Origin of the sequence: Atrimonas thermophila (assembly GCF_045864955.1) — a bacterium.
In the GTDB taxonomy this organism is placed as follows: domain Bacteria; phylum Atribacterota; class Atribacteria; order Atribacterales; family Thermatribacteraceae; genus Thermatribacter; species Thermatribacter velox.
The window spans coordinates 1,679,607-1,703,439 of the sequence record NZ_AP028803.1; the positions used below are offsets into that span (position 1 = coordinate 1,679,607).

Consider the following 23,833-nt stretch of genomic DNA (forward strand, 5'->3'; position numbering starts at 1 on the left):
TTCGCAAGCTCTGTCTACCTTGGAAAGGCTATAACCCCAAAGCAGCAAAAGTGGTGCTAAAAACGGCAAAAGAGAATCAAAAGGGGAACCCTGACGAGGTTCCCCTTTTACCAGCAAAAGCTAAACTATTTTTTATAAAGTGGTCCCAGTGTCTTACAGGCCCTGAAATCGGCCCCTTCTAAATCTTCAGTACCAAAAGCACTCCACACGCTGGGCCGGAAAATACGCTCTTCCTCTACATTATGCATATTCACCGGAATGCGCAGAAGCGAAGCGAGGACCAGGAAAAGGTCTCCCACATGTCCATAACAGATTGAGCAGTGGTTAGCTCCCCAGTTTTCCATTACCGAGTAGACACTTCGAAAGGCACCCTTTCCGGTAAGCTTAGGTACAAACCAGGTGGTGGGCCAGGTGGGGTCAGTTCTTTCGTTAAGAATCTTGTGAACCTGAGGAGGTAGCTCCACAGTATAACCTTCGGTTATCTGGAGCACCGGCCCCAAACCTTTAACCAGATTAATGCGGGAAATGGTTACTGGCATACCACCCCTGGTGGTAAACTGGCTGGAGAATCCCCCTCCTTTGAAATAACCCAGATTGGCATAGCAAAAACGGGTTGCTTCAAGACACTTTTCGACTTCTTCCGGAGTAATTTTCCAGAAGGGTTTAATAGCGGGCTTTCCGTCAATCTCCTGTTCTCCAGTCCCATCAAGAGCCGCTGCTCCAGAGTTGATGAGATGAATAACGCCCTCACTTGCCAGACCTTCTGGTTTCCAGCCAGTCACCCGCTCAATGGCCCGTGGACTCCAGTAAGTACGGACATCTGCGAAAATCTGGGCAGTGTTAGTAAGGAGATGCCCAAAAAGCATGCTAACCGCGTTTAGACAATCATTTTCGGTGGCCACAATATAAGGTTCTCGCAGACCATTCCAATCAAAAGAAGAATTCAAAATGGCTTCCATAAAATCTCCATTGGGGAAATGGTCCGTCCAGTGCCGCTGACCCTGAAAACCGGCAATAATGGCATTGTGACCCAGACTTTCTTCGGGAAATCCCTTTTCCTTAAGCCTGGGATTTCCCACCATTAAATCCCTGACTATGATTGCCATGGAAACCACAAAACGCCATACTTTCTCCTTTGTCTCGGCACTCACCCTTTTTTCAGGAGGATTGGGATCCATGCCTTCTTTACAATACTTCCTTACCCAGACAAGGGCTCGCTCCAGCTCCTCCTCATCATAAATCTTCTCCTCAATTCGCCGTAAAACTTCGGTCATGTCCACATACTCAACTCGCATACCGAGGTAGTCCTCAAAAAAGTCTGCATCCACTATGGAACCAGCAATACCCATAGAAACACTTCCTATGGCAAGATAGGACTTGTTTTTCATTATGGATACAGCGAGTGCTCCCCGAGCAAACTTAAGAAGCTTTTCCTGCACATCTTCAGGAACAAAATTGTCATCCTTGTCCTGCACGTCTTGACCATAAATCTTAAAAATAGGTAACCCTTTTTGATTGTGAGCTGCAGAAACTGCGGCAAGATACACCGCACCGGGGCGTTCAGTCCCGTTAAAACCCCACACTGCTTTGGGTAGCTCCCTTGACATATCCATAGTTTCTGAACCATAACACCAGCAGGGAGTGACCGTTATCGAAACCCCAACCCCTTCTCTGTGGAAAAACTCATCCACCATTCTTGCTTCAGCAACACCACCAATGCAACGATCCGGTAGAATACACTTCACCCGCTCCCCATTAGGCAGAAAGAGGTGTTGTTCCAAAAACTCTGCCACCAGCCGGGCAAGCCGCATGGTTTGTCCTTCCAGCGATTCTCTGACTCCACCGTAACGCCCGTCAACAACCGGACGAATGCCTATTTTGGGGAAATCCTCCACAAACCTTTTTTCTCCCTGAAAGACTTTAATCGAGTTTAACATGGAAATTCCTCCTTACCTTAAGGTACAATGTGCAACACTGCAAAGTAACGAAATTGATTTAATTTTATCTCCTCGCTACCACCCAAAACCAAAATGAGCCCTCAAAAAAATTTTACCTCTCCCTCTCCCAAACACCCTATCAAGGCCTATTGTAAGTGACTGTTCTCAGACCGTCAACCCGTCTGCTCCCCAAAAATTTTTGATATCGATTGCAAAATCCCAGAATCACCTGATGGAAAAACCAGTTGCTTTCCTGAACCTGCACCAGTTAGCAACCAAAATACTATTGTCAAAAGGTGCGTGCCCTGCCATAATAAACGCATGCTAAAAAGAGTTTTGATACTTTTTTTAGTCTGTGGAATTGTCCTGTCTCTGGGTACCTTTGCTTCAGCACAAAACCTACGCGGAGTCTGGGTAGACACAAAAAGCATTCCACGTACACCGGAAGAAATTGCAAATATGGTTGACCAATTGCACCATGTCGGCTTCAACACCATTTTCCTGGAATCTTTTTACCATGGAGAAACCATATACCCTTCTTCCCTCCTGGCTTCTCTGGGACTACCCAAACAGCAAAAGCTTTTTGCAGAGGCTGGATACGACCCTTTAGAAGTCTTTTTGAGCGAAGCCCATAAGCGCTCCATGCAGGTTCATGCCTGGGTACACATCTTTTATATAAGTCTGGATGAAGCCGGAGAAATACTCAATCTTTATCCCCACTGGGCAGTGGTAAGTAAAGAGGGGAAACCAGGTTATCAAAGTGGTAACCACTTCTTTTTCTGGCTTTGTCCCATGGAGAAGGAAATATGGGATTTCTATCTCAATCTTTTTTCAGAAATGGCTGAAAAATATCCCGTTGATGGTATTCATTTCGACTATTGCCGCTTTCCCGAATTCACCCTTGCAGACACCTGCTATGCCCAAGCGCACCGCCAGAATTTTTTTGCAAGTTACGGCCTTGACCCCATAACGCTTTCCCCTCTGGAAAACCCAACAGCATACAAGCAGTGGATTCAATTCCGCACCGAACAGCTCACGGAATTTGTACGCTACCTAACCAGCAACTTAAAGAATCGTTTTCCCACATTGCTTCTTTCCTGTGCCATAAAACCCCTTGGCTTCCCCCTGGGGTTGTACCCCGGAGCTTTACAGGATTGGCCTACCTGGGGCAAAGAAAAACTCTTTGATTTTCTGGTTGCCATGACCTACACTTCAAGGCCCGGGGAATTTGAGGGCATGGTCCACTGGGTAGGAACCTTTCTTGAGGGAACACCTTTTGCGGCAGGTGTATGGGCTTTCAACCAGAAAACAGAAACTATTCTTGAAGAGATCAAACGAGCTCTATATTACCCTCTTACAGGAATAGTAATTTTTGCTTATCCTTACCTCTCCAAAGAAACTTTGCATGCGCTTACCCAGGAATTTCTCTCCGGCAATTGTTCTCCAATGAAAGCCTTTCTGTCTCTCTCCTTCTACCAGGTTAACCATCGCTCGGCACACGTATTCTTCACTCAGGAAGCCGTCACCGTCGATGGTATATTGAGCGAAACCAGCTGGAAAAGAGCCGACTGGCAAAACAACTTTATCACTATAACTGGAGAACCCTCCCGATATTCAACCTCTTTCACCTTGCTCTACGACGAAGAAAATCTTTACTGTGCCTTCAAGCTCGGGCTGCTTACTCCCACCCAGCCTCGTTTCAGGGAACATGATAGCCCGGTATTTTATGAGCCTTCGGTAGAGATTTTTATTGACCCCTTTGCCAATTCTGGCATCTGGTACCAGATTGCAATAAACTATAACGGTACTGTCTATGATTCTTTTTCACTTACTGGAAGTCGATTCAATGGCAACTGGAAAGTGGCCGTCCACAAAGATTCCAACGATACCCTCTATATCGAGATAGCTCTTCCTTTCCAGGAGCTCGGCAAAAGGCCGGAAAAAGGAGAAATTTGGGGAGCCAACTTCTGCCGCAACGAACCGGAAAAAGACGAATTCAGTGTTTTCTCGCCTGTACCTGGTTTATATGCTGCACCAACATTGCTTGGCAACATAATTTTTGGAAAATAAATTTGACATTAGCACAGAAACATGATGCAATATCAGAAAAAGAGACTAAAAGCGTGGAAAACAAAAAAACAGAAGATAAAAGCACCTGGGCAATCGGAGGAGGTACCTTGCTTGGATTAGGCATTGGCTTTTTCTTTCTCGGAGGAAATAGCCATGCTTTCGTCGGTTCTCTTCTTGGAGGAATTGGTGCCGGCCTCATCACAACTTCCATTATCTCAAGAAAAAAGGCGTAGCGTTATAATCACACAAACCTTTACTCACCTCAGGTATTTGCTTAACCCAGCTTCCCCCGTATAGCGCACAAGAGCTTCAACTTGGATGTTGGTTTCCACAGCATACTGACAGTAGTTTTTGCGAAGGTAACCAATGGGATCTTTTATATCGCGCCAGGCATAAAGTAGCGCTCCAGCAAGGTAACCCGTGCGCCCATGTCCACCAATACAAAAAATGCCTACTTTTTTACCCTCTTCAAGTTTTTCAATTAGCATACTAACATAGCGTTCCAGAACATCTTCGGGAAGAATGTACCCATCGAGAATGGGAATATATATGATTTCTCCTCGGAAACCCAGCTCCCAAACACCCCCTGGCAGGTGATCCAGAGGAACCAAGACTTCCACACCTTCCTCAACCAGTCTTTCCCAACCACTCAAACCGCAAAGATACAATCTGTCAAACAACACAGTGGGACTCTTATGACAGACAGGCATTCAGGCATCACCTCAATCATTAATCACAAAAGGCACCAGGGCCGATTTGACTTTTACCCCAGGAATGTTCCCCAGTTTCCCAGTCAAAGCTCCAATCTGGTCAGTATTCCCATTAACAATTAAAGCAATGACCGAGATGTTGTGCTCCCGATAGGGAATCCCCATTCTACCCACCACAATATCTCCAAACTCACTCAAAATTCGGTTAACAGTGCCAGCCTGTCGTTTTCTGTCGGTGATTACAATACCAACCACGCCCACTCGCTCATCCATTTCGAAACTCACCCTTACGAAGTATTTTCTGATTCAGGGAAAACATATCTCGCTCCAGCTCAACATACAAACTATAGTAACTGTCAAACCAACCCAAAAACTCCTGGCGAGGATAATACTTCCGCTTTACTCGAAAAGTTTTCCGATAAGCCTCGTCGACACTTTTATAAAAATCGCTTCCCAAACCTGCAAGCAAAGCGGCCCCTTTCAGACTTCCCTCTGTATCCTCAGGAACGGCAATTTCTCTGTTTAAAACATCAGCCTTCAGTTGCATCCAGAAACTGTTACGAGTACCCCCACCCACGTTGCTTGCTTCCTCTGCTTTTATCTTTAGTTCTGTTTCCATGCCTTCCCACAATTTGCGATACTCAAAACAAATTCCCAGCACCAGCCCACAAAAGAGTTCTTCAAGGCCTGCGTCTCCACTTAAACCCAGGAATGCCGCCCGAGCACCGGGATAATGGGCACCTAAAAGATAAGGTAGAAAAAGAGGAATGTTATCTCGTGGTGGTAAAGGAAGAACCTCAAATAAAGAATAATCTTTACCAGTTATTTTAAGCAACCAGTCAACAGCGTAACCGCCGCTGTAAATGCCGTTCATGGCATACAACCTTGGAAAAACCACGTGCTGACCCCAGGAAAAAGGTTTGCTGAATTCAGAAACTTCTACCCGAGGAATAGTGGAAGGAATCATAGTCAGGGATTCGGTGGTTCCAGTAGAAATGAGTGCCCTGCCCTCTTCAAAAACTCCACAGGCCAGCGCTGCACAGAGATGGTCATGACCACCAGTAACCACCACCACCTTATCGGAAAAACCCAGTTCTCTTGCCACATCATTCTTCACTACTCCTATAGCCTTGCCCGAAGGACAAAGAGGAGCCAATTTGGATACGGGCAAATCCAGCATAGAAAGCCCTTCTTCCCACCAGGCGAGTTTTCTCTGGTCAAAAAACATGGTGCGCGAAGCCAAAGAATAATCAAAAGAACACTCACCAGAAAAAGCGTACAGGATATACCCCGACATCGAAGTCCAAAGAGCGGTTTTTTCAAAACGTTCAGGCTCTTTTTCTTTGTGCCAGAACAACTTGTAAAAAGAATACTTGTTCTGGGGGAGAAGACCTGTAATCTGGTAAACATGCTGTGGATCCAGCAGGTTGCGCATCTTTTCAAATTGTTCCTCAGTCCGAGTGTCGTACCAGGGAATACAATCTCCAACCACTTTCCCCCGGGCATCAATGCCAACCATTACTTCAGCAAAACTCGAAACACTCAATGCAACAATTTCCTTTCGCAAGGTCGCATCGAAACTCTTAATGGTCCCAATAAGAGACCTAAAAATTTCCTCTGGACGATAATTTTCACCATAAGGACTTGCAACAAGTGGTGTTCGAAAAGAACCGAACGCCAACCTCTTTCCCTCGGCGTCATAAATAGCAACTTTGGTGTTTGTGGTTCCAACATCAATACCCAGCAAATATCCGCTTTTGTCCATAAAACGAAACTACCCCTTAACTCCTGTAGGCTCACCAATCGACTTTAAATCCGAAAAAGCGACACACTTGCTGCGTGAAACGAAAACAATGCACTTGGTAGGACATTTTTCCACACACGCACCGCACAGAGTGCACTTTTCGTGGTCAATTACTATCCTACCCTCTTTAAAGCTTATTGCCCCTACCGGACAGGTCCTTACACAGAGCTGACACTTAATACAACCTTTTTTACAAACCGCTCGCACTTCTTTTGCTCCTTGCAAAGAAGTGCAGGCAACCACTACCTGGTCTTCCTGGGAAACCAGCCCCAGAACATTGCGCGGGCACTCGCGCACACACTTACCACACCCGGTGCATTTTTGCCAGTCGATAATTGGAAGCTTTTCTTCCTTATCAATCACAATAGCTCCAAAGGGACACACCCGTTCACAAGTGCCATAACCCAGACATCCGAAAGGGCAAGCCTTGGGAGAAAGACCCAGAACTGCAACTGCTCTGCAATCCTCGATACCATGATACTCAGCAAACTCCTGAGCCGTGCCCCTACCTCCCTGACAAAGAAGCAACGCTCTCTGGGGTTTAATTTCCGAAACACTTGCTCCTGTTAGCTTGGAAATCTCCAGCCACACTCTTGCCCCTCCCACTGGGCAGGCATTAACGGGAGCATTACCCAGAGCAATGGCTTCAGCAAGGCCACTGCAACCAGGATATCCACAAGCTCCACAGTTAGCACCAGGTAGAATTTCCTCGATTCTCTGAGCCAGAGGATTAACTTCCACAGCAAACTTTTTTGCAAACCACCCCAGCATCAAACCAAAAAGAAGCCCTAACACACCGACCACAATTCCAGGCAAGGCTATGCCCATTTTCAAAGCCTCCTCACTTAATAAGACCTTTAAAACCCACAAAAACCAGTGCCAGGAGACAGGTTGAAATAAAAACTATGGGATACCCTTTCCAAAACCCAGGCACTTTGCTAAACTGCAATTTTTCCCGGATTCCAGCTAGCAAAAGTAGTGCTACCGTGAATCCCAACGCCACACCAATACTGTAAATAGCCACCTGTAAAGGCCCGTAACCATAGTCAACCCCAAAAAAGGTAACCGCCAAAATAGCACAGTTAGTGGTAATAAGGGGGAGGTAAATACCCATAGCCCGATAAAGATTGGGTAGGTTCTTCTTGAGAATTATTTCCACAAGCTGCACCAAAGTAGCAATAACCAGAATGAACACCATAATCCTTAAATACTCAAGATGTAGGGGAACCAGGATAAAATTCCAGAGCACCCAGGTAACCAGAGAAGCAAGCACCATTACAAAAGTAACAGCCATACCCATCCCCAGCGAGTTCGCCACACTCGAAGACATGCCGATATAGGGGCAGAGGCCTATATAGCGGGCCAGGATTATGTTGTCAACAAACGCAGCACTCAAAAATATCTTAAGCAACGTAAGCAGTCCTGCATCCATCACTTATTCCCCCTTGCAAAGCGGTTCAAAAGAGCAATATAGATACCAATCACCAGAAATGCTCCTGGTGGCAAAATCATCACCATCATACCCTGATAAGTCGCTGGTAAGACAGGAACTGAGAGAATTTGTCCGTAACCAAAAAGCTCTCTGGCCACCCCAATGGCGGTAATTATCAGGGTAAAACCTACTCCCATACCCAGTGCATCCACAATGGAAGGCAAAAGAGAGTTTCGGGAAGCAAAAGCTTCTGCTCTCCCCATAATCATACAGTTCACAACAATCAAAGGTATAAAGATACCCAGCGCCTTGGAAAGTGGTGGGAGATAAGCTTTCATAACCAGGTCCACTATAGTGGTAAAGGTGGATATTACCACTATAAAAATGGGAATGCGAACCTGACTGGGCACAAAACGGCGAATCAAAGAAATTACCATACTGGAACAGGTGGTAACGAAAATCACGGCTGCTCCCATAGCCAGACAGTTTTCTACCTTAACTGAAACCGCAAGCACTGAACACAGACCGATCATCAAGCGCAGAATAGGATTTTCTCCAACGATACCATTTTTGAAAACATAAAAAAGGCTTGTTCTGTTACTCAACGGGAGCTACCTCCTTTCAAGTAATCAATAACTCCAAGGCAAGCTCGAACCATGGCTCGTGAAGAAATAGTAGCCCCGGTTATGGCTTTTACATCCTGATTAAGCTGGAAAGGATCGTTAATTGATTTTCCAACAAATTGCCCAAGAAACTCAGGCTCTGCAACATTAGAACCCAAACCCGGGGTTTCCTGGTGTTCCAGAACCTGGATGCCAGTAATCGTATTATCCACCGTGGAAACGCCTATAAGCAAAAGAATGGGGCCTCCATATCCGCTGCTTTCAACTTTGAAAACATAACCTACTTCTTTATCTCCAGAAAAAGCCTGATAAAGCTCTAAAATGGAGAAGTCTTTGCTTTCTGGTTCTTCAGGAAGGGTCACTTCGATTTTTTGAAAAGTATCAGCACTCGGAAAAACTGCTCCTAAAGCTTCTTTGAGTTCTTCTTGAGCCCTTCGCAAAATTTCTTTTTGAGTAACCTCGTTCACCGCTGCCAAAGATACCGCAGCTATTACACAAACCAGAGCCAGTACCGATGCCACCTTCAAAATGTCTTTCATCTCGGCTTCACCCCAAATCTTCTGGGTTGATGGCGGTCCATAAGGGGAACCAGAGCATTCATGGCCAGAATACCAAAAGTTACACCTTCGGGATACCCTCCTGCGATGCGTATCAGAGCAGTAATCGCACCTGCCCCAAAACCGAAAATGTAGCGCATGTTCTGAGTCATTGGCGTGGTTACATAATCAGTTGCTTTGAAACAGGCACCCAAAACTGCACCACCAGCAAGAAGGTGATAAAGGGGATTTTCACCCCCCAGGAAGGCTACCAATGTCAAACCGACAAAAAAGAAAACTGGGATATCCCAGCTTACAATACCCCTCCACAGAAGGTAAAAAAATCCAGCCAGCAAAAGCAAGGCAGAAATTTCCCCAATAGATCCTGGAACCAGACCCACAAACAAACGCCACAGTATATGTGGATCCAGTTGCTTTAAGGTGCTGTAACCAAACATTTTGGAAATACCAAGAGGTGTGGGGGTAGTAACCACATCGACTCCCGAGACCAGATTGGCCGCACCCTGTTCCAGGTTGGGGAAGGCAAAAGGAACCTTGGCAACCCAGGTAGTCATGGCTTGGGGCCAGGACACAAGTAGCACTGCTCTGCCCACTAGAGCAGGATTAAAAATATTCTGCCCCAATCCCCCAAACACCTGCTTCCCAAGCAAAATGGCCGCTCCCCCACCCACAATGGGAATCCAGAAGGGACAACCCGGGGGAAGAGAAAGCCCTAAAAGCATGCCGGTAACCAGAGCACTCCCATCAAATATGGAGAGAGGCCTTTTGAAAAGCCAGCAGTCCAGGGCTTCAAACCCGACGCAGCTTAAGATGGATAAAAGCAAAGGCCAGAAAGCATAAGCAGGGCCAAAAAAGTAAATGCCCCATACCGCTGCAGGGAGAAGCGCCAGAAAAACTTGCTTCATAATCCAGGGAACGGTCGTTGCGTCCTTGATATGGGGAGATGGAGTAAAAACCAGCTTAAGAGCCTCACTCAATTTACTTCCCTCCCTTCCTCGATTTGCGAATTATCTCTGCTTTGGCAACTTTGATACGATGAGTAATGGGTATACTGGCCGGACAAACATAAGCACAAACTCCGCACTCGATGCAATCCATAACCCTGAACCTCTCTGCTTCCTCAAAGGCACCAAACTCAGAAAGCCCAGCCAACTGGCTGGGAATGAGGTTCATGGGACAGTGGCTAACACATCTTCCACAGCGGATACAGGGATACTCTTTGGAAAACCGGAATTCTTTCATAAAAAGAAAACCAGAAGTGCCTTTGATAACTGGCACCGCAAGAGAAACCTGAGCAATACCCATCATGGGTCCTCCCATAACAACCTTACGAGGGGATTCTATAAACCCGCCACAGAACTCTACCAATTCCTCAAGCACGGTTCCAATTGGAACCAGAAAATTCCCACGTTCCTTTATACAATCTCCACTGACAGTAATTACTCTCTCTACAAGTGGCATTCCTTCAAGTGCCATTCTTCCCAGCGCCCAGGCAGTTTGAACATTGTTCACAACCACCCCCACGTCGAGAGGAAGACCACCTGGTGGGACTTCGCGACCCAGAATAGCCAGAATCAGGTGTTTTTCAGAACCCTGAGGATACTTGGTAGCCAGAGGAACCACTGTGGTGGGAATAGTGAGTTGCTTCACTTTTTCCTCAAAGAGCTGAATACAATCAGGCTTATTCTCCTCAATTCCTATAAAGGCAGCTTTGGCCCCACAGGCACGAGCCAGAATGCGCAATCCGATAAGGATTTCCTCCGATTGTTCCAGCATCACCCGGTGGTCACAGGTAAGATACGGCTCGCACTCAGCACCGTTAAGGATCAAATACTCAATCGTTTTCCCCTGAGGAGGAGAAACTTTAACATGGGTCGGAAAAGCTGCTCCCCCCAGACCAACCATGCCTCCTTCGCGAATCCATTTTCGCAAAAAGTCCGGTTCTAAATCTTCAATTCTTTCCACAGGCAAAAGCTCCCCACGTTCTTCTTCCTCGCCATCTCTCTCTATAACAATTGCTTTGAAAACTCCCCGGGTAGGATGTGGCCAGTCAACAATCGCACTCACTACACCACTTACTGAAGCATGCAAGGGTGCACTTACAAAAGCTTCAACATCCGCTATTTTTTGCCCCTTCTTTACCCGTTCGCCCTTCTTAACCAGTGGAGAGAGAGGTGCCCCGGTATGCTGTATCAGGGGAAGAACTACTCTCGCCGGAGACTTAATAGCCTGAATTGCACTGGAAGCCGTTAGCTCCTTAAAAGTACGGGGAGGATGCACCCCCTTAGGAAAAGTTTTAACCCTCATACCATATCTCCTCCATAGCTTTTGGTCATTCCATAACGAAATCTTCCTCTATAAAACGGGTGTGAAAACGACCTTTAACAAAATCCTCGTTTCGCAAAATCCGCAGGTGGAAAGGAATAGTGGTAGATATACCTTCTACAAAGAAAGAATGCAAGGCTTCATAGGAGCGCCGTAAGGCAAAATCTCGGTTTTCATCCCAAACAATGAGCTTGGCAATTAAAGAATCATAGTAAGGTGGTACCACATACCCAGAGTAGCAATGTGAATCCACTCGAATACCCGGACCACGAGGTATTTCAAATCTGGTTATGCGACCTGGCGAAGGGGTAAAGTTGCGGAAAGGGTCCTCTGCGTTAATTCGCATCTCGACCGCATGTCCCTTAAAGGTGATGTTCTCCTGACTGAAAGAAAGCTTTTCACCACTTGCTGCTTTAATCTGTTCCCGAACGATATCCACACCTGTGATCATCTCGGTAACCGGATGTTCTACCTGGATACGGGCGTTAAGCTCCATGAAATAGAAATTCCCCTCTTCAGTAACCAGAAACTCCAGGGTCCCGCAAGTGGTATAATTGAGGGTTCGTGCCGCCTTAACTGCGCACTTCAAAATTTCGTTTCGCAAACCAGCATCCAGAAAACGTGCAGGCGCTTCCTCAAGCACTTTTTGACGTTTTCTCTGCAAAGAACATTCTCTTTCCCCAAGATGCACCACATTGCCAAAGTTATCGGCAAGAATTTGCACCTCAATGTGGCGAGCACGTTCAATTTGTTTTTCAAGGTACAGATCAGAACTTCCAAAGGCTATTTTGGCCTCACGAGAAGCACTTCGAAAAGCATCTTTCAATTCTTTCTCCGAAGCAACCACTCTAATACCCCTTCCACCACCCCCCAGGCAAGCCTTTAGTAAAACCGGAAATCCCAGTTCTCGAGCAACGCTCAGAGCCTCTTCTTCACTATGCAGCGGTTCCAGAGAACCAGGAACTACTGGTATGCCAGCCTGATGCAAAATTTTTTTGGTAAGCAACTTGTTCTTCATGGTTCTCAAAACGTCTACCGAAGGACCAATGAAAACTATGTTGTTCTCCTGCAATTTTTGTGCAAAAAGGGCATTTTCAGATAAAAAACCATATCCAGGATGCACCGCATCAGCACGGGTTAAAAGACAGGCTTCAACCACTTTGTCTATGTTGAGATAGCTTTCCAGGGGGCTATTACCACCAAGAGCCACCTTTTGATCCACAAAGCGCAAATGCAAAAGGTTAGCGTCGGAGTCGGAAAAAATTCCCACCGTCTTAAGCCCTAACTCTCGACAGGCTCGGGTAACTCTCAGAGCAATTTCTCCGCGATTGGCAATCAAAACTTTGGAAAACAAAGCAAAAACCTCCTAAATTGGAATTCTCTCTTCAGGATAGCTTATCAAACCCTTAATATCGCGTCCTGGTCGGTACATGAGCAGCGTGAAAAGCCCTACTCTGCCCACGTACATAATAAGAATAATCAGCATTTTGGAAAGAGTCAAAAGATGTGGAGTAATACCCCGAGAAAGCCCTACTGTACCAAAAGCTGAAAAAACCTCAAAAACAATGTCTATTGGATTATTTGGCTGAATAATAAGCAGGACGAAAGTTGCTCCGACAACAAGAAGTATAGCAAGAAAGAAAAAGACAAAGGCTTTGTACACAGTGAGCTGCGCTACCTTACGATGCAAAAGCTCTACCCGGTCTTCCTGGCGAATCACACTTTTTACCGTACCCAGGAGGATTGCAAAAGTGGTGGTTTTTATACCACCACCTGTGCCACCTGGAGAAGCACCAATAAACATCAACACCATGAGTAGCAGCGCGGTCGCCGCACTCACATTTGAAATGGGAACCGTATTGAAACCAGCCGTGCGAGGTGTTATGGACTGGAAAAGCGCTGCCAGCAATTTTCCACTTAGAGAAAGATCTCTCAAAACTCCATTCCATTCCAAGAGCAAAAAGCCCAGAAAACCAATGGCAATGAGCAAAGTTGTCATACGTACCACCACTCGAGCATGCAGGGAGGTAACCCGCCTTCTTTCGGAAAGCTCTTTGAGAACCATAAAGCCAATCCCTCCCAGCACGATTAAACCAGCAACCGTCAGATTTACAAAAGGGTCCTCAACAAAGCTTTCTAAGCTATTTGTAAAAACTGAAAACCCTGCATTGCAGAATGCCGATACCGCATGAAACAGAGCAGCAAACAGCGCCCGAGGAAACGGAAAATATTTCAAAAACCTCATCAAAAGAAACACAAAACCCAAGCCTTCAATCAACAAAGTGTATTTCACGATTAAAAGGACAAAGCGAACCACGCCTCCCGGGGTATCCAGAGCCAGAGAATCTCTGATTGCCAGACGGTCCCGATATTCAACACGTCTCCCCAAAGCCACGGCAACCAGGGTCGTCATGGTCATGTAACCCAAACCACCAATCTGCAACAAAATCAGAATGGTCAGCTGTCCCCAGAAAGAGAAAAAAGTCGCGGTGTCAACCACAACAAGACCAGTCACACAAACGGCTGAAGTAGAAGTAAATAGAGCGTCTACAAAAGAAAGATGATTGCCGGGAGCAACCATAAAAGGTAAAGACAAAAGAAGTGCCCCCAAAAAGATTACACCTGCATAACCCAACAGAATAACTTCCGAAGGAGACAGCGAACTAACCTTTTTTTTAAGATGTACCAGTAATCTTAAAGTACTTATTGCTTCTTTTTCCTCGGCAACTTCCCCAAAGAAATTCATTAACCGTGGTCAAAGCTCCTTTACCGAAAAGCAGCCATATGCTCTGGCTTCTTCAAACATGGCTATCACGTTTTCAGGGGGAACATCAGGTTGAATATCGTGCACCGAAGTAAGCACATACCCCTCAGGACCCAACTGGTCAATTCTGGTACGTACTTCCTGACGTACCTCCTCCCTGGTACCCCGAGGAAGTACAAAAGTAGTGTCAATTGCTCCCCAAAAAGATAGTTCCCTACCGAACCTTTCTTTTAATATCGCCGGTTCCATACCCTGCGCAGAAACCTGAACCGGATTCAGAATATCTACGCCGATTTCAATCAAATCGGGTATAAACTGCAAGATACTTCCACAAGAATGATAGAGAAGCTTCGCCCGAGGAGCAAGTTTTTTTAGCTGGCGAAAGTATTCCTTATGAAAAGGCTTAATAAGCTCACGGTAGGTTTCAGGACTCATAATGACGTTTTCAGCAGTGGCCAGATCGTCGCCGACAAAAATCACATCCAAAAACTCCCCAACTTCTTTAAGGAAGAGAGAGTAGCGGTTAAGCTGGTAATTGTACATCCCCTCCATAAGCTTGAGGGCAAAATCTTTGTTAATTAAAAGATCTACAAGAAAATTCTCAAATCCCCTTAGATACCAGCAGGGCTCGAAAATCCCGGTATCGATCATGTCTCCCACCAGGAGGTATTTGCCTTCCTCATACATCTTTTGAGTTTTTTCTCTCAAGCCTTCAAGATTCATGCTCTTTGCAGGATCTGGCCAGGGATAATCCTCAAGCTCTTCAAGGCTTTTCCCAGCTAAAGGGTGTTCAACCATATCGTAATATAATCCATTCTCCGGCATGCGATAGACTATACCAAACTCATTCTTGTAAGTTCGCTCGTCAATAATGGTCTTCTGAAATACTGGCTGCGGATGTACGCCACGAGTATCGATCTGGAAATATTCAAGCACTGCCTCATCTATGAAAACAATCTGAAAATTTTCCATCATCAAACGGGTTTCACCCTCAATACCCAGGTAGGACTTGAGGTTTTCATAGGCAACTCTGGTCATGGTAGTACAGTTAGTACTTCCCAAATCTAAAGGGATACGGTCAGGAACTTTATGCTCTAAAGCGCGTAAAGCTCTTTCTCTCGGCGTCAAAAAAATCGCCCCCCTCAAGCAAACATCGCCTATATTGTATCAGAAAAACAAAACTTTATACCCTTGAATTCGATGCTTTCAAAACCAACTGTCTTTATCTCCTTTCTGCAAGAAAGAATTAAAAAACCCTTGTCATTCACAACCAATTGGGTTAGTATAAAAAAGATGTTTGATGAAGATTTCGAACGCAAAGTAATAAACATCTACGACTCGAGGTTATTGCGCTTTCTGAAGCGTCTGGGATACTTTACCGTTCTCATCATCATTGCGATTTATTTTTTGAGTGGGATATACATAGTTGGCCCGGACGAAGTAGGAATGATAAAAACCTTCGGGCAGTTTACCAGAAAAACACCCCCGGGCATTCACTACAAACTACCTTATCCTTTCGAAACCCTGCAGAAACCCAAAATAACGGAAGTGCGTAGGGCCGAAATAGGTTTCAGAACCATTTCTCCTGGACCACCTCCCCGATATCAGCTTTTTCCCCAGGAATCACTAATGCTCACTGGAGACGAAAACATTGTAGATTGCCAGTTTATTGTCCAATACCGTATTTCTGATCCTTACCTTTATCTTTTCCAAGTTAAAGACCCGGAAAACGCAGTAAAAAGTGCGGCAGAATCGGCAATGCGTGAAATTGTGGGGAAAAAACCTATTGATGACGTGCTAACCACAGGGCGTTCTGAAGTCCAGGAAGAGGTTAAAACCCTCCTCCAGGAAATCCTCGACAAATACCAGTGTGGAATACAGGTCATCGGAGTACAGCTCCAGGACGTACAGCCACCACAACCAGTTATCTCTGCCTTTAAAGACGTGGCCAGTGCTCGGGAAGACCGGGTACGTTTTATCAACCAGGCCGAAGCCTATCGCAACGAAATCATTCCCCAAGCCCGTGGTGAAGCCGAAAAACTACTCCGTGAAGCAGAAGCCTTTAAAGAAAGTACTGTCAAAGCAGCGGAAGGAGAAACAGAACGCTTCCTTAAAGTACTCAGGGAATATCAACATGCTCCTGAAATTACCAGAAAAAGAATTTATCTCGAAACTCTTCAGAAAATCTGGCCTAAAGTTAAAAAATTCATATTTGATAGCAAAACCGAGGAAGGTGAAGTACTGAAATTCCTTCCTCTTACTGGCGAAGGAATGGATTAGTCAAATGGCGAGAAGAAAGCTTTTGGGTAGAATCATCATTGCAATCATAGGGCTCATTATCGTAGTGCTTGTCAGACCCTGGTATACCTTAGACGAAACCGAGCAAGGGGTGCTCTTGCAGCTCGGAAAACCTGTTAAAGTGGTCAAAGAGAGCGGCTTACATTTAAAGCTTCCTTACCCCATTCAGACGGTATATAAGTTTGACAAGCGCCTTCTTGAGTACGATTCGCCTCCTGAAGAAGTCATTACCAGAGATAAAAAAACCTTAGTAGTTGACAATTATGTGCGTTGGAGGATTGAAAACCCCCTCCTTTTCTTGCAAACTGTGGTGAGTGAATCGGAGGCAGTTGTTCGTATTGATGACTTAGTTTACTCGGAATTGCGAACCGAAATAGGTAAAGTAGACCTGATAGACGTGGTAGCTACGGAAAGAGGAGAAATCATGGATACAGTAACCAGAAGAGCCAGTCAAAAAGCGAAAAACTTTGGAATAGAGATAGTAGACGTGCGCATTAAAAGAGCCGATTTACCCAAACAAAATGAAGAAGCCGTTTTTGAGCGCATGAAGGCTGAACGCGAACGCCAGGCCAAGCAGTACCGCTCTGAAGGACAGGAAGAAGCCACCAAAATAAGAGCTCAGGCCGACAAGGAACGGGCTCTGATTATTGCTGAAGCTCAAAAACAAGCTCAGATTATAAAAGGAGAAGGCGAAGCCCAGGCATTGCGAATTTACGCTGCAGCCTTTGGAAACGACCCCGAATTTTTCGCCTTTTTGAAAACGCTGGAAATGTATGAGCAAGGCATAACCGAAAACGATACGCTTGTACTTACACCAGCTTCGGAAATCCTCGAATACATAGAAAGCTCCAGAAAAAAAGAAGGTACAAACTGAGCCCTATCTGGAGAGAGGGTTAAACCCTCTCTCCAGATAGTTGTTTGAATAATTTTTATTGAGCAAGCACCTCTTCCCAGGTGGTAACCGGCCACTCAACAGCAAACAGTTTTTCAATTGCCGGTTTGGCTTTTTCTCTTATGGCATCTGCGTCAGGATAAATCACTTCCATGCCCAGCTCCCGTAATTTTGCAAGTAATTCATCTTCACCGCTTTTGATTTTCTCTGTAGCCCACTGGCAAGCCTCCGCGATGCAATTTCGTACCAGCTCCTGGTCTTCAGGGGAAAGTTTTTCCATAGAATTCTTGTTCATTGTTACCCATCCTACACCAACCAGATGATTGGTAATACCCAGATACTTTTGCACTTCATAGAGCTTGAAAGAATATATCTGGGGAAGATCTCCCTCAGAAGCCTCGGCTTTTCCTTCCTTAAGCGCCTGGTATAGCTCTGGAAGAGGAACAGGAACTGGCTCCACCCCTAAGGACTCCCACACTGCAATCCAGGTTTTAACTACTGGAAGGCGCAATTTCAATCCAATCAAATCTTCGGGTCTTCTGATTGGTTTAAGAGAGGTCATCTGTCTGAAACCACGATATACCGTGCCCAAACAGAGCATATTGCCATTTTGAAGCACCAGCTTTTTGGCCTCTTCGCCTAAATGGCCATTCCACACCCTCAAAAAATGGTCGTAATCCTTAATCACATAGGGTGCATTAAAGAAAAAGTATTGAGGTGCGAATACTTCAACTGGTCTTCCTCCTGTGAACTGGAGGTCAATTGTGCCTTCCGCGCACTGGGTATTAACGTCCTCTTCTGAAGCCTGCGCTATTTGAAGTTCCACTTGCAGCCTTCCTCCACTGCGTTCTTCGAGCAACTCTTTAAATTTTGTTGCTGCTTCTACCAAAATATGACCTTCTTTGAAAGGACTCCCCGCTTTGAGCACAACTTCTCCAAAAGCAAAAGAAGCTGCTCCCAAAAGCAACACAAAACACAGCACAAACAGCAAACACCTTAGTGATGTCCTCACAAACACGCTACTCCCTCCTTTAACTCTAAGTTTTTATTTTTTGGGTGCTTTGCACCCTTGATATATCGTATCTGATATATCAAAACTTCGAAAAAATATTACTTTACACCCTGTTTCAGGGTTACCTCACACTCAAAGAGGCAGCTCCACCACCCTGGATTCCAAAGCAGACCTGCGTGCCGCTTCAATAAGTTCCACTGCTTTTCGACCCTCTCGTCCATTCAGTGGCGGATTGCGACCTTCGCGAAGGGCATTAACAAAGTCTCTCAACATTCTTACAAAAGGCTCTAAATCTACATGAGCAGGATCGCTCGCTCCAGACAAACCGCTTTCTCCTCGTTCTACGTCGGGTATTTCATCAGAAGAGGTTTTAAGATAGACGATTTTACCTCCCTCGATTATTGCGCTACCTTTTTCGAAATGCAATTCCAGCCTCTCTGCAAAACCGGGATAGGTAGCCGTGCTAGCCTCCACGCTTCCCAAAGCACCATTCCTGAAAGCAATCGAAACCACCGCCACATCCTCAACCTCTATTCCGGTATGAACTAAGGTGTCCATGAAGCTACACACTCTGGCCACTTCGCCCATAAACCAGAGCAAAAGGTCTATACTATGCGAAGCCTGAATAGCCAGTGCGCCACCACCAGAAGCTTCCACACTCTTTCGCCAGGAACGAGCATCATAGTATTCCTGGGGTCGATACCACTTAACATAGGCGCTGCCCATCACCGGCTTTCCCAAAAGACCCTTTTCCATGTATTCCCTCAACCTCAAAGAGGCGTCATCATAACGATGCTGAAAAACTGCCCCCAGAATAACTCCTGCCTCGTTACAAACCCGAATCAACTCATCAGTCCGCTCCAGATTGCTTTCCAGAGGTTTTTCCACCAGAAGGTGCTTACCATAAGGAACAATTTCCTTAACTACGTCAAGATGCGTACCCGTAGGGGTTGTGACAATAAAAGCTTGAATGTCCTCTCTTTTGAGCGCCTCCTCAAGAGATAGAGCTTTTACCCCAAAACGGCTCGCCAACTGGGAAGCCTTTTCAAGGTTTCTACCCACTATAGCCACCAATTGCGCATTCTCAAGCTGGACTAAAGCCTGAGCATGAAGCGAGGCAGCAAGTCCATAGCCTACAATCGCCACACCTATCCCTTCATTACCCATTGCCTATCCTCCTCAAAGTATTAACAAATCCGGACGTTTAAAGGAAAAACCCGACACTTCAACGCTTAACACTGGAAAACGCACAGGATAGGTTATAAACAAAGGACCGGAAGAAGTAGCTATAAAACCGTCCTCCGATTTGGTACCAGCAATAGATGGATTCCAGCAAAAAGCCTGGTTTTCAAGAATAATTTCTTTACAGTTAAAATCCACCCGATAATCCCGAGGCAAATAGCCCATTGCACCCCCTTGATGATGATACTTCCATTCCCCCTGATAACCAAACTGTTCATAAAGCTCCACCGCCCTTTTAAGTGGAAGCAAAGCCGGGTTTCCAGGCTTTGAAAGAGCAATCATTTCGCATTCGATACGCACATTGTCCCGATACTGTTTTAAGAATTCTTGAGAAGGAGTTCCAAAATGCACCATGCGGGTGACTGTAGTCACCAAACCAGCATACCTGGCCATCACGCTTGCCAGAAGAAGTTTCCTAACTGGATTCTGGAAAGCCACTGGATGCCGAAACTGGTAGGCACGCTCATCTGCAGCCACCTGAAATCCAATGGGTTCAATCCTTTTTTCCCAGAGCTTAAAGGCAATTCCCGCCGCTATTTCAGATTCAAGAAGGCCAGGGTGAACACTACAAAGTACCTCCTCAAGCAGCCAAGAAACCTCCCTGCCCAACCACAAATATCGCTCCTTTTCAGGCTCTAAAAGCTGGTAACGGCAGCGATTGATTTCTGAGGCAATATTTTGAGCACCTTCAAAAGGCATATCACAACCAATACGACCTTGCCCACAAATTTCCTGCACAACTTTCATCTCATCACCTTCGTACCAAGAATACTCTACTATCTCAAATCCCTTTTCGGTAACCTTTTCTTCCTCGCGCATACGGGGAACCTCGATATTGCTGGCTATAACATAGCTTTTATCATGGGTAACCAGAATGCTGCTTACACCACCATCCTGTGCCATACACAGCACATTGGTACCGCCAGCAGTAAGCCAGCTGAAGTTGACATGTCTTTTTAAAAGCAGTGCTTGTAGGTTCCTGTTTTCCATCACGGTACGAAGGCGCCTCAGCTTTTCCTGGATTTCAAGCGTTACAGAAGAAGTTCCATCCTGATTCACCAAACTTCTCACCCCTTTTCAAGTTCTTTTGCGAAAAGCAAAAACCAGCGACAAACCTGCCAGAATTAAGAACCCGAGAGAAATGGGACGAGTAACCAGTATTGACCAATCTCCCCTTGAAATCAAAAGGCTTCTGCCAAGCTCTCCTTCGGCAATGGGGCCAAGAATCATGCTGATGAGCAATGGTGCCACCGGAAAACCAAATTTTTCCATGAAATAACCTGCCACTCCAAAAACCAGAGCCACTGCAATACCAAAAGCACTGGAACTCACCGCATAAGCCCCAACTACACACAAAAGAAGTACTAAAGGCGAAAGAATTCTTTTGGGAATGCGGAGTATCAAGGGAGAAAAACGTGCACCGAGCAAACCTAATCCCAAAATAGAAAAAGCAATCACAAACATTGAGGCAAAAAGCTTCCCTACCAGTTCTGGTTGTTCCCGGAACAACATAGGACCAGGACGAACTCCAAAAAGAATTAAAATTCCCAGCATCACTGCAGTTACGATGTCCCCAGGAATACCCAGCGTTAAAAGAGGAATAAGGGCTCCACCAGTTGTAGCGTTGTTGGCTGCCTCTGGAACAGCAACTCCTTCAATAACCCCGTTACCAAACTCCTCTCCGTATTTAGACAGTTTACGGTACTGACCATAAGCCACGAAGGTAGCTATAGAACCTCCAATGCCCGGGATTGCACCAATTCCTACTCCCAGGGCCGAACCAAACAGGGAAGCCTTAAAAACCCTTTTCAGCTGCTCTGGAAGCAACCAGACGCGGTTTATCATACTGGTTACTTGGTATTTCTCCCCTGCTCTTTCTATATCCCTCAAAACTTGAGATACCGCAAAAAGACCGATCATCACTGGTAAAAGAGGCAACCCTCCTTGGAGGGCATAGGAACCAAAATTAAAGCGAGCATAACCCATCACAGGGTCCATGCCAATCGTTCCCAGAAAAAGCCCCAGAAGGGCAGCAATCAAGCCTTTCAATGCATCTTTACCGGTTACCCCAGCAATAACCGTAAGACCGAAAACAACCAGAGCGAAGAATTCCGGTGGTCCAAACTTGAGCGCTATGCGTGCAAGTTGTGGAGCTACCAAAAAAAGGGCTATCGCACTGAGTAAGCTTCCCACAAAAGATGCGATGGCAGATGTCGAAAGAGCAAGGCCTGCTTCCCCTTTCTGGGCCATAGGATATCCGTCAAGCGTAGTAGCAGCAGCAGAGGGTGTGCCAGGTGTGCGAATTAAAATGGCTGGTATGGAACCAGCAAACATAGTACCTCCATATATACCGAGCATGACCATGATTGCTTCTGCAGCCGGGATTTGATAAGCAAGTGGTAGAAAGAGAATGATCCCCGTTGAAGCAGAAAGACCGGGTAAAGCACCAACCACAAATCCGAATACCACTCCTCCAAAAATGTACAAAAGGATTTGAGGGTCGAGAATTTCTTTCAATCCCTGCCAGAGACTTACCTGAATAATGTCCATTCTCTACCTCCAAATCTATTCAAAAGGGATGAGGGATAGGCCAATTCGGCCGAGGCAAGACTACCATGAAAATCCGATAAAAAATCAAATACACCAGAACACTGGAGAGGAAAGAAAAAAGCAGTGCTTTCCCCCATTGCTCAACACCGGCAAGGATAAAAATCATCCAGAAAAAAATGCTCGATGCGTATACAAACCCCAGAGGACGCAAGAGTGTGATATACAACCAGGCAAAAGCTGCAAACAAAGCTATTTTGCCCAAACTTCTTAAGTTAAGACCCAAAGAAGCGGGAACCTCTTTTTTCTCAGCTTTTTTTCTCCAACTCCTGAATACCAGAGCCAGATTCAGAATAATGAGACCCAGAAAAGCGATACTGGGAAACAAACCCGGGCTTATCCCCACATGACTTCTGGGCAATTCCATTGCCTGGATTAGAAGAAACACTGAAACACAAAGCAGCGAAAAACCTATTCCAAGGTCAGCCTTCCACATTGTTAATACCTCCAAGCGCCTCCTCGGGACCCCGAGGAAGCGCCTAAAACCTTATTTGTAAAATTCTCCGAGTTCGTATTTCGCAATAATCTCCTGGTACCGTTCAAGCTCTGAAGCTATGTGTTCCTTAAAAGCTTCCGGGTCAAGGTAAACCAGATTCTGTCCCAGATTTTCGGCATCTTTCTGGAAATCCGGGTCTTCTATAATTGCTTTAAAAACCTGAGCAATCTGCTGTATCAGTTCAGGGCTAACTCCTTTTGGTACTACCACACCTCTCCACATAAAGGCCGTGAAATCATAGCCTTGTTCTCGAGCTGTGGGAAATTGAGGAAACTTCTTTAATCGCTCTTCAGCAAAAACCGCAAGCATCTCGAGTTCTCCTGCTTCGACATTAGGAAATCCTTCAGGAGACGAAGCAACCACTGCATCAACATGTCCTCCAAGCAAAGCATTGATGGAAGGAGCACCACCAGCAAAGGGCACATGAATAAACTTGAGACCAAAAGCGTTCTCAAAACGCAGTGCTACCAGATGGTTGCCACCACCAGCTCCACCGTTACCAACCGTAACTAATCCTGGATTTTCTTTAACATACTCGACCAGCTCAGCAAGGGTATTCCACTTTTTCAACTTGCTATTCACTAACATGTAACAGGGATTTTTCACCAGAAGGCATACCGGGTCAAAACTCTCTATCGGGTGATAGGGAGCAGGACCCATTAATGCTCTGGTAATGATGGGATTTACTGCAGCAACCAGCGTGTATCCATCGGGTTTAGCCTTAGCACCTTCTCCATAACCTATCGCTGAACCGCCACCAGGAACATTTTTAATAATCAACTGCTTTCCGTTGGCATACTTGGGAAAATACTTGGCCACTGTCCTGAACAAAACATCGGTTGCGCCTCCTGCCGACCAGGGAATAATAATTTCCACCTCTTTTTCAGGCCAGCTTTGTGCCCTTACACCTGCAACCATACCGAAAAGCACAACACAAACCAAACTAACAATTAAAAGTTTCTTCAAAACTGTTCACTCCTTTCTCAAAATTTTTTAAAACCTCAACTACCAATTCTCAGAAGTTACCCTATACCACCACCCCCAGTCTCCCAAAAGTGATATCT

The 23,833-nt window shown here is 45.7% G+C and carries 23 protein-coding genes; 4 read left to right on the forward strand and 19 right to left on the reverse strand.

Features of this window, described 5'->3' with window-relative positions:
- Positions 1-125: 125 nt before the first annotated feature.
- The gene (locus tag ACKTT1_RS08855) at positions 126-1,937 is read right to left on the reverse strand and encodes an L-fucose isomerase (RefSeq protein ID WP_412709301.1); all 1,812 of its coding nucleotides are present in this window, start codon (positions 1,935-1,937) and stop codon (positions 126-128) included.
- A gap of 321 nt (positions 1,938-2,258) precedes the next feature.
- Here ACKTT1_RS08855 and ACKTT1_RS08860 point away from each other — a divergent pair, with 321 nt between their 5' ends.
- Entirely contained in the window at positions 2,259-4,007 is a 1,749-nt protein-coding gene (locus tag ACKTT1_RS08860) for a family 10 glycosylhydrolase (RefSeq protein ID WP_412709302.1), read from the forward strand.
- Positions 4,008-4,060: 53 nt separating this feature from the next.
- The gene (locus ACKTT1_RS08865; protein ID WP_412709303.1) at positions 4,061-4,240 is read left to right on the forward strand and encodes a hypothetical protein; all 180 of its coding nucleotides are present in this window, start codon (positions 4,061-4,063) and stop codon (positions 4,238-4,240) included.
- 24 nt (positions 4,241-4,264) lie between these two features.
- Here ACKTT1_RS08865 and ACKTT1_RS08870 read toward each other — a convergent pair whose 3' ends face one another.
- Genes ACKTT1_RS08870 through ACKTT1_RS08925 form a run of 12 tightly spaced genes read right to left on the reverse strand, consistent with a single transcriptional unit; the run spans position 4,265 to position 15,350 of the window.
- Positions 4,265-4,687 (reverse strand): hypothetical protein, encoded by a 423-nt coding sequence (locus ACKTT1_RS08870; RefSeq protein ID WP_369018726.1) that lies wholly within the window; start codon positions 4,685-4,687, stop codon positions 4,265-4,267.
- A gap of 42 nt (positions 4,688-4,729) precedes the next feature.
- Entirely contained in the window at positions 4,730-4,990 is a 261-nt protein-coding gene (locus ACKTT1_RS08875) for a TM1266 family iron-only hydrogenase system putative regulator (RefSeq protein ID WP_412709304.1), read from the reverse strand.
- Positions 4,983-6,482, reverse strand: coding sequence for an L-fuculokinase (locus ACKTT1_RS08880; RefSeq protein WP_412709305.1), 1,500 nt, complete (start codon positions 6,480-6,482; stop codon positions 4,983-4,985). The genes ACKTT1_RS08875 and ACKTT1_RS08880 overlap by 8 nt, the downstream gene beginning before the upstream one ends.
- 9 nt (positions 6,483-6,491) lie before the next feature.
- Positions 6,492-7,349, reverse strand: coding sequence for an RnfABCDGE type electron transport complex subunit B (locus tag ACKTT1_RS08885; RefSeq protein WP_412709306.1), 858 nt, complete (start codon positions 7,347-7,349; stop codon positions 6,492-6,494).
- 13 nt (positions 7,350-7,362) lie between these two features.
- Positions 7,363-7,953: an electron transport complex protein RnfA gene (locus tag ACKTT1_RS08890; RefSeq protein ID WP_369018722.1), complete on the reverse strand. Its 591-nt coding sequence runs from the start codon at positions 7,951-7,953 to the stop codon at positions 7,363-7,365.
- Positions 7,953-8,558 carry an electron transport complex subunit RsxE gene (gene rsxE, locus ACKTT1_RS08895; protein ID WP_412709307.1) on the reverse strand — a complete coding sequence of 202 codons (606 nt, stop codon included), beginning with the start codon at positions 8,556-8,558 and terminating at the stop codon, positions 7,953-7,955. The genes ACKTT1_RS08890 and rsxE overlap by 1 nt, the downstream gene beginning before the upstream one ends.
- Entirely contained in the window at positions 8,555-9,115 is a 561-nt protein-coding gene (locus ACKTT1_RS08900; protein WP_412709308.1) for an RnfABCDGE type electron transport complex subunit G, read from the reverse strand. Before ACKTT1_RS08900 ends, rsxE begins: the two co-directional genes overlap by 4 nt.
- Positions 9,112-10,110 (reverse strand): RnfABCDGE type electron transport complex subunit D, encoded by a 999-nt coding sequence (locus tag ACKTT1_RS08905; protein ID WP_412709309.1) that lies wholly within the window; start codon positions 10,108-10,110, stop codon positions 9,112-9,114. Before ACKTT1_RS08905 ends, ACKTT1_RS08900 begins: the two co-directional genes overlap by 4 nt.
- Before the next feature lies 1 nt (position 10,111).
- Entirely contained in the window at positions 10,112-11,440 is a 1,329-nt protein-coding gene (gene rsxC / locus ACKTT1_RS08910; RefSeq protein WP_412709310.1) for an electron transport complex subunit RsxC, read from the reverse strand.
- Between the two features lie 25 nt (positions 11,441-11,465).
- Positions 11,466-12,812 (reverse strand): acetyl-CoA carboxylase biotin carboxylase subunit, encoded by a 1,347-nt coding sequence (accC, locus tag ACKTT1_RS08915; protein ID WP_412709311.1) that lies wholly within the window; start codon positions 12,810-12,812, stop codon positions 11,466-11,468.
- Positions 12,813-12,824: 12 nt separating this feature from the next.
- Entirely contained in the window at positions 12,825-14,204 is a 1,380-nt protein-coding gene (locus ACKTT1_RS08920) for a TrkH family potassium uptake protein (protein WP_369018717.1), read from the reverse strand.
- 9 nt (positions 14,205-14,213) lie between these two features.
- Positions 14,214-15,350 (reverse strand): uroporphyrinogen decarboxylase family protein, encoded by a 1,137-nt coding sequence (locus ACKTT1_RS08925; RefSeq protein ID WP_369018716.1) that lies wholly within the window; start codon positions 15,348-15,350, stop codon positions 14,214-14,216.
- Between the two features lie 165 nt (positions 15,351-15,515).
- On the opposite strand from ACKTT1_RS08925, the gene hflK reads away from it, so the two are divergent.
- Positions 15,516-16,502 carry an FtsH protease activity modulator HflK gene (hflK, locus tag ACKTT1_RS08930; protein WP_369018715.1) on the forward strand — a complete coding sequence of 329 codons (987 nt, stop codon included), beginning with the start codon at positions 15,516-15,518 and terminating at the stop codon, positions 16,500-16,502.
- Positions 16,503-16,506: 4 nt separating this feature from the next.
- A complete protein-coding gene (gene hflC / locus ACKTT1_RS08935) occupies positions 16,507-17,394 on the forward strand; it encodes a protease modulator HflC (RefSeq protein ID WP_369018714.1) in 888 nt (295 codons plus the stop codon).
- Positions 17,395-17,449: 55 nt separating this feature from the next.
- On the opposite strand, the gene ACKTT1_RS08940 is transcribed toward hflC, so the two are convergent.
- The 6 genes from ACKTT1_RS08940 to ACKTT1_RS08965 all read right to left on the reverse strand — a co-directional run bounded on the left by ACKTT1_RS08940 (position 17,450) and on the right by ACKTT1_RS08965 (position 23,735).
- A complete protein-coding gene (locus ACKTT1_RS08940) occupies positions 17,450-18,394 on the reverse strand; it encodes a TRAP transporter substrate-binding protein (RefSeq protein ID WP_369018713.1) in 945 nt (314 codons plus the stop codon).
- A 162-nt stretch (positions 18,395-18,556) separates the two neighbouring features.
- Complete coding sequence (locus ACKTT1_RS08945) at positions 18,557-19,591, reverse strand: Gfo/Idh/MocA family protein (RefSeq protein WP_369018712.1); 1,035 nt, start codon at positions 19,589-19,591, stop codon at positions 18,557-18,559.
- Positions 19,592-19,603: 12 nt separating this feature from the next.
- Positions 19,604-20,725 (reverse strand): M24 family metallopeptidase, encoded by a 1,122-nt coding sequence (locus ACKTT1_RS08950; protein ID WP_369018711.1) that lies wholly within the window; start codon positions 20,723-20,725, stop codon positions 19,604-19,606.
- Between the two features lie 18 nt (positions 20,726-20,743).
- Positions 20,744-22,216 (reverse strand): tripartite tricarboxylate transporter permease, encoded by a 1,473-nt coding sequence (locus ACKTT1_RS08955; RefSeq protein WP_369018710.1) that lies wholly within the window; start codon positions 22,214-22,216, stop codon positions 20,744-20,746.
- A 19-nt stretch (positions 22,217-22,235) separates the two neighbouring features.
- Entirely contained in the window at positions 22,236-22,709 is a 474-nt protein-coding gene (locus ACKTT1_RS08960) for a tripartite tricarboxylate transporter TctB family protein (protein ID WP_369018709.1), read from the reverse strand.
- Positions 22,710-22,760: 51 nt separating this feature from the next.
- The gene (locus ACKTT1_RS08965) at positions 22,761-23,735 is read right to left on the reverse strand and encodes a Bug family tripartite tricarboxylate transporter substrate binding protein (protein WP_369018708.1); all 975 of its coding nucleotides are present in this window, start codon (positions 23,733-23,735) and stop codon (positions 22,761-22,763) included.
- Between the last annotated feature and the right edge of the window lie 98 nt (positions 23,736-23,833).

Bases quoted from the DNA above. Each gene is read 5' to 3' on its own strand.
- ACKTT1_RS08855 (WP_412709301.1), bottom strand. From the start codon at position 1,937: ATGTTAAACTCGATTAAAGTCTTTCAGGGAGAAAAAAGGTTTGTGGAG.
- ACKTT1_RS08860 (WP_412709302.1), top strand. From the start codon at position 2,259: ATGCTAAAAAGAGTTTTGATACTTTTTTTAGTCTGTGGAATTGTCCTG.
- ACKTT1_RS08875 (WP_412709304.1), bottom strand. From the start codon at position 4,990: ATGGATGAGCGAGTGGGCGTGGTTGGTATTGTAATCACCGACAGAAAA.
- ACKTT1_RS08880 (WP_412709305.1), bottom strand. From the start codon at position 6,482: ATGGACAAAAGCGGATATTTGCTGGGTATTGATGTTGGAACCACAAAC.
- ACKTT1_RS08885 (WP_412709306.1), bottom strand. From the start codon at position 7,349: ATGGGCATAGCCTTGCCTGGAATTGTGGTCGGTGTGTTAGGGCTTCTT.
- ACKTT1_RS08890 (WP_369018722.1), bottom strand. From the start codon at position 7,953: ATGGATGCAGGACTGCTTACGTTGCTTAAGATATTTTTGAGTGCTGCG.
- ACKTT1_RS08900 (WP_412709308.1), bottom strand. From the start codon at position 9,115: ATGAAAGACATTTTGAAGGTGGCATCGGTACTGGCTCTGGTTTGTGTA.
- rsxC (WP_412709310.1), bottom strand. From the start codon at position 11,440: ATGAGGGTTAAAACTTTTCCTAAGGGGGTGCATCCTCCCCGTACTTTT.
- ACKTT1_RS08920 (WP_369018717.1), bottom strand. From the start codon at position 14,204: ATGAATTTCTTTGGGGAAGTTGCCGAGGAAAAAGAAGCAATAAGTACT.
- hflK (WP_369018715.1), top strand. From the start codon at position 15,516: ATGTTTGATGAAGATTTCGAACGCAAAGTAATAAACATCTACGACTCG.
- hflC (WP_369018714.1), top strand. From the start codon at position 16,507: ATGGCGAGAAGAAAGCTTTTGGGTAGAATCATCATTGCAATCATAGGG.
- ACKTT1_RS08945 (WP_369018712.1), bottom strand. From the start codon at position 19,591: ATGGGTAATGAAGGGATAGGTGTGGCGATTGTAGGCTATGGACTTGCT.
- ACKTT1_RS08955 (WP_369018710.1), bottom strand. From the start codon at position 22,216: ATGGACATTATTCAGGTAAGTCTCTGGCAGGGATTGAAAGAAATTCTC.
- ACKTT1_RS08960 (WP_369018709.1), bottom strand. From the start codon at position 22,709: ATGTGGAAGGCTGACCTTGGAATAGGTTTTTCGCTGCTTTGTGTTTCA.